Genomic DNA, 5,261 nt, shown 5'->3' with positions numbered 1-5,261 from the left:
TCTGGTCAAAATGGGTGCTGTGAATAAGCAAATGGCATTCGAAACCTGGGTCAATCCCGTAGCAGATTTCTTTGATCGCTATGGTTTAAAACTGGCTTTGGTGTTGTTATTACTGATCGGTTTTTATAGGGTCTCCGATATTATTGCCGGTGTGATTTCCAATGTGTTCTATCAGGATCTGAATTTTAGCAAGGAACAGATTGCTGAAGCTGTGAAAGTGTATGGGGTAATTTTCTCCCTGCTTGGCGGTTTTTTAGGTGGCTTGCTGGCTCAGAAAATGAACATCATGAAACTGATGTTTGTAGGCGCGATTTTGGCCTGTTCAACCAATCTGATTTTTATTGGCTTAGTAAAGTCTGGTGAAAAGCTGGGACAGGTCGAAGTTCAGGTAGGCCAGCAAACCTTTCAGGCAGATACAGATGAAGTCGGTTACTGGAAACTGAATGTGCCCACTACTGCTTTTAAAGAGGCCGAACAGATTCAGGTTCGTGCACATTATCTGAATCATCCGGCAGATGCAGTACAAGTCAACCTGCCTTATCTGCAACAGAATGCTTCGCAAGCAGCACAATTACAGCTTCTGCCTGTTACCACAGATAACCTGATCAGTGCCAATGAGCAGGAGAATAGCATCGTGGTTCGCGGTCAGTATCTAGGGCCGGATTTAACTGCAGAGCAAAAAATTGTATTAGAGCTGAATGGCGATAAATTCGATGCCAAGCTGGATGAAGAGCGTGTCTTTAGTGCTGCTATTCCTGCCGAGAAACTGATTACTGCACCTGTGAAGCGAATCAATGCAAGCTTAATGCAGCAGGAGCAGCCAATAGTGACCCAGCAGCATTCATATGCTGTGGACTTGTCGCAGACTCAGGCCAATCCGATGGATATTGATATTCAGCCGATTACAATTGGAACAGGCGAGAATGTTGAAATTCAAGGTAAAGTGATTAAACCGTATAGTTCATGGTGGCTATATTTTGCAATTATTGTCGATAATCTGGCCGCAGGTCTCGCAGGCGCTGCTTTTATTGCCTTCCTGTCCAGTCTGACCAGTGTGTCCTTTACCGCTGTTCAGTATGCTATTTTTAGCTCACTCATGACCTTGACTCCTAAGATTTTAGGTGGATATTCGGGTACTATAGTGACCAATATCGGTTATCCGAATTTCTTCCTGATGACCACTTTAATCGGGATTCCAATCCTGATTCTGGTCGTTTGGGTGGCAAAATTGCTCGGTGAACACCAAAAACAATCTGTAAATAAGGATGATTAATATGCGCATGCTGCATACCATGTTACGTGTAGGCAATCTGGAACAATCACTCAAGTTCTATACTGAAGTTCTTGGTATGACTTTACTTCGTAAGCGTGATTATGAAGAAGGTCGTTTTACCTTGGCTTTTGTGGGTTATGGCGATGAGGGAAATCACACTGTGCTCGAACTGACCCATAACTGGGATACAGAAAGCTATGACTTAGGCAATGGCTACGGTCATATTGCGATTGCGGTAGATGATGCTTATAAAGCTTGTGAAGAAATCAAAGCACGTGGTGGCAATGTTGTTCGTGAAGCTGGCCCAATGAAAGGCGGTGTCACTGTCATTGCATTTGTGGAAGATCCAGACGGCTATAAAATCGAGCTGATCCAGCAAGACAACAACGCACGTAATAACTAAGTGTTATAAAGCGATATATGTGAAATGTATTCATGTATGGATGAAAATATTCCTTCAATCTGAATGCATAACATGGACCCGGCATCTGTTAAGATAGCCGGGTATTTTTTATCTAATAATAAAATTTTGAGGGAAGGACATCAGATGCTTAAACTGCTGGCATTGGACCGCTTTACGATCTTGCTCTTTGTTATGGTGTTACTGGCCAGTGTATTGCCAGTGTCAGGGCAGGCAGCTGAAGTCTTTAGCTGGATCACGACAGCAGCCATTGCGATTCTGTTTTTCCTGCATGGTGCCAAGCTTTCTCGTGAAGCCGTAATTGAAGGCTTAATGCACTGGAAATTACACACTTTGGTCTTTGCCTTGACCTTTGCGCTCTTTCCAATTTTAGGCTTGCTGGCAAAGCCAATCCTATTGCCAATGCTGGGGCAGGAATTATATTGGGGATTCCTGTTTATGTGCTTCTTGCCATCAACCGTACAGTCTTCGATCGCCTTTACCTCAGTGGCTCAGGGAAATATTGCCGGTGCGATCTGTAGTGCTTCTTTTTCCAATATTATCGGGATGTTCATTACCCCGATGCTGGTCGCATTCTTTATTCTTGGGCAATCCCAGCATGGCTTCGATCCTACTGCATCGATTCTACAGATTACACTGCTGTTATTGGTGCCTTTTATTTTAGGCCAGTTACTGCGTCCCTGGATTTTCCCAAAAATGCAGCAAATGCCCAAGATCGTTAAGATATTCGATCAGGGTTCAATTCTGATGGTGGTTTATGGGGCATTTAGTAGTGCGGTGGTGGCTGGACTTTGGCATGAAGTCAGCTTAAGTACTTTGCTCTTGCTGCTGCTGGCATGTTCGGTTTTATTGACCATCGTAATGCTGTTGTCGTTATTTATTCCACGCTGGCTGGGCTTTAATCGTGCCGACCAAAAAACGGTGTTCTTTTGCGGTTCCAAAAAAACACTGGCCAGTGGCGTACCAATGGCACAGATTCTATTTATTGGTCAGCCACTTGGCATGATTGTTTTACCGATTATGATTTTCCATCAAATCCAGCTAATGGCCTGCGGTGTAATTGCGAATCTCTGGGCCAAACAGGCGGTACATACAGAAGAATAATTCGCTTATTGGATTTGTTTGCCGTATAATACCGCTCAACTTGTTGTGCTTAGCTCTGACGGTATCCGTCTCGGTGGGCCAAAAGAATGGTCTGTTGTGGTGTTGATCTGCCTGAATCCTGATTCTGGCCCTTCCTCAATATTTGAGAGTGATCAATTGCGATGACAGCAAAACCTTCTTTCATCTTAATGGAGTAATCGACGATGCGCGCCGATATTCACCCAAAATACGAAAAACTAGTTGCTACTTGTTCATGTGGTAACGTAATCGAAACTCGTTCAGCTGTTGGTAAAGAAACTCTTTACCTAGACGTATGCTCAGCTTGCCACCCATTCTACACTGGTAAGCAAAAGAACGTTGACACTGGCGGCCGTATCGACAAGTTCAAACAACGTTTTGCTGGTATGTCACGTTCTGTTAAACGTTAATACCCAAAATGAAAAAACGGGCTTTATGCCCGTTTTTTTGTGCCTGCAATTTAGAAAATCATTTCACGTTTCTAGATTGAAAGGCGAGTACAAGACCTTAGTGGTCTTGTACATCAATCAGATGATCCAGTTTTTTCTGGAAATAATCACCCTGAATAAAGCGGGCATCCACGTTCCAGGCATTCGCAAATAAGGTCATGTCATTCAGTTCACGAATCATGATATTCACTGGTTTGATTTCATTGTACGTGGTGATTTTTTCCTGTAACTGTTCAATTTCAGCATCATTGTTCAGCATCTTGGTCAGTTTGCTATCCAGGCTCAGACCATTGATATCGAACTCACGTAGCAGGGTTTCACTATACATAGAGTGACCAAAGTTACGAATCGCAATCCGCGCGCCATGTTCACGTAAAGTACGTAGATATTTCTGCGCATCCTGCTGATTCATCAGGATATCTTCTTCAGAGAACTGCAAGGTCAAAGGATGTTCGACTTTACTGCGAATAATGGTAATTAGTTTGGAAATAAATTCAGGGAAAGTACGGTCTTTAAATAGCACCGCACGGTTCAGGTTCACGATTAAACGGGCATCCGGATACTGGGTAATGAAGTTGTGCAATTGCTTGCTTGATTCAACCAGAATCCAGCGATCGAGTTTAATAGACAATTCATCATCTTCATTAAGTTCCATCAAGGAAGAAATGTCCTGCCATTTATTTTCAAAGATAAAGCCACTAGTCACCTCATACATATAGAGGTTGGTATCTTCTTTATCATACAGCTGTTGATATTTCAGATGAATTTCACCACGTTCCAGACATTCACGCAGTGCTTTTAATACTTGCGATGTAGTCAGTGGTACAGCACTGACTGCTGGACTGACCGGTATGGACTCAGGCGCTGGAATAACAGGTTCTGAAACCGTGAAGTCAATGCTTGGCATTGAAATCGATTCCTGAGTCGTTGCAGGAATATCCAGAACAAACTCAGAAGTTTTTTGTGCTTGTGGTAAAGGAGTAGAGAAAGCCCGACCGATTAATTCATTACAATGGCTTTCATCACGCAGTTCACCGTCAAGCAGGGTATAACCGATGCGCAGATTGAGCGGATAAGTTTGCTGATTCACTGTAATGAGCTGTGGTTTGGTCAATGAACCTAGTCCAACCAGTTTGGATTCCAGAATGTCTTGCGCATCTGCCTGAATGATCCCCACCAGAACATCATGTTCCAGTTTAAAGAGTGGAATACGAACCTGCTCTTTCAGGAATTTCTTAATTTCATGGAAATAACCTATGTAGGTCGCCCAATCACCATTCAGGACTTGCGGCTCATACGCAGCAAAGGAGAACGTGATCAATGCATTGGCTTTGGCCGGTTCACGATTAAGTTCACGCTTGAGTGACTGTAATGTGCTTGGTTTGTTTGCAACTTTTTCAGAAGAGGCACTCGCCTGAGTAGTCGCTGTATCAATCGTAATTTGTAGTGCATCTTCTTCAGCACTAGATGCCAGAAATTCCAGTTTTAATGGATTGGCAGCAGCAACATTTGGATTCGAAGAAGTAATATCAAAACGACCTAAATCAAATTGACCCTGAGAAATCTTTTTAAAGCGGGATTTAAAATCATTCAAATCTTGCGGCTGTAACAGGTCTAAAAGTGGCAGACCGATAATATCGTCCTCGCTTTTAAGGCCAAACAGTTTGAGATAATCGGCATTGGCCTGAATATGGATGCCTTCCTGAATGGTTGCGACTGCACGGTTACTATCTTCTACCAGTGATTGTGCCTGGCTTTGTGCAGTTTCCAGTTCTTCCATTAAATGGCGCTGGGCTTGCATGGTACGGCTAAAGGAAAGGGTACGCACCAGATTCAGGAAGAAGCGGTCTGGATAATCCAGATTCAGAATGTCAAAAATGCCTTTACGGATATATTGGGCATATTGTTCAGCCTGATAATCTTCCGGCTTCAATAATAAAATAGGCAGATCAGGTTGCTGCGAAAGTTGAACCAGACTTAAGGCCTGTTCATATTT

General features: G+C 43.2%; 4 protein-coding genes and 1 pseudogene. 4 read left to right on the top strand and 1 reads right to left on the bottom strand.

The window, feature by feature from the left end; genetic code table 11:
- The 4 genes and pseudogenes from B4J23_RS11420 to rpmE form a co-directional block, all read left to right on the top strand.
- Positions 1–1,273 (top strand): annotated as a pseudogene (locus tag B4J23_RS11420) (MFS transporter); the annotation flags it as partial.
- A gap of 1 nt (position 1,274) precedes the next feature.
- Positions 1,275–1,676 carry a lactoylglutathione lyase gene (gene gloA, locus B4J23_RS11415; protein ID WP_125278419.1) on the top strand — a complete coding sequence of 134 codons (402 nt, stop codon included), beginning with the start codon at positions 1,275–1,277 and terminating at the stop codon, positions 1,674–1,676.
- A gap of 144 nt (positions 1,677–1,820) precedes the next feature.
- Entirely contained in the window at positions 1,821–2,798 is a 978-nt protein-coding gene (locus tag B4J23_RS11410; RefSeq protein ID WP_125278420.1) for a bile acid:sodium symporter family protein, read from the top strand.
- A 203-nt stretch (positions 2,799–3,001) separates the two neighbouring features.
- Positions 3,002–3,226: a 50S ribosomal protein L31 gene (gene rpmE, locus B4J23_RS11405; protein ID WP_004782616.1), complete on the top strand. Its 225-nt coding sequence runs from the start codon at positions 3,002–3,004 to the stop codon at positions 3,224–3,226.
- Between the two features lie 97 nt (positions 3,227–3,323).
- Here rpmE and B4J23_RS11400 read toward each other — a convergent pair.
- A partial coding sequence (locus B4J23_RS11400; protein ID WP_291360708.1) for an EAL domain-containing protein occupies positions 3,324–5,261 on the bottom strand: 1,938 nt, incomplete at its 5' end.

The organism is Acinetobacter sp. UBA3025 (genome assembly GCF_002367915.1).
Classification (GTDB): domain Bacteria; phylum Pseudomonadota; class Gammaproteobacteria; order Pseudomonadales; family Moraxellaceae; genus Acinetobacter.
The sequence above is the reverse complement of the archived record's forward strand: the minus strand, read 5'-3'. Positions and strand labels throughout refer to the sequence as shown.

What these genes read in the sequence shown, in the direction of transcription:
- B4J23_RS11410 (WP_125278420.1), top strand. Translation starts at nt 1,821, where the DNA reads ATGCTTAAACTGCTGGCATTGGACCGCTTTACGATCTTGCTCTTTGTT.
- rpmE (WP_004782616.1), top strand. Translation starts at nt 3,002, where the DNA reads ATGCGCGCCGATATTCACCCAAAATACGAAAAACTAGTTGCTACTTGT.
- gloA (WP_125278419.1), top strand. Translation starts at nt 1,275, where the DNA reads ATGCGCATGCTGCATACCATGTTACGTGTAGGCAATCTGGAACAATCA.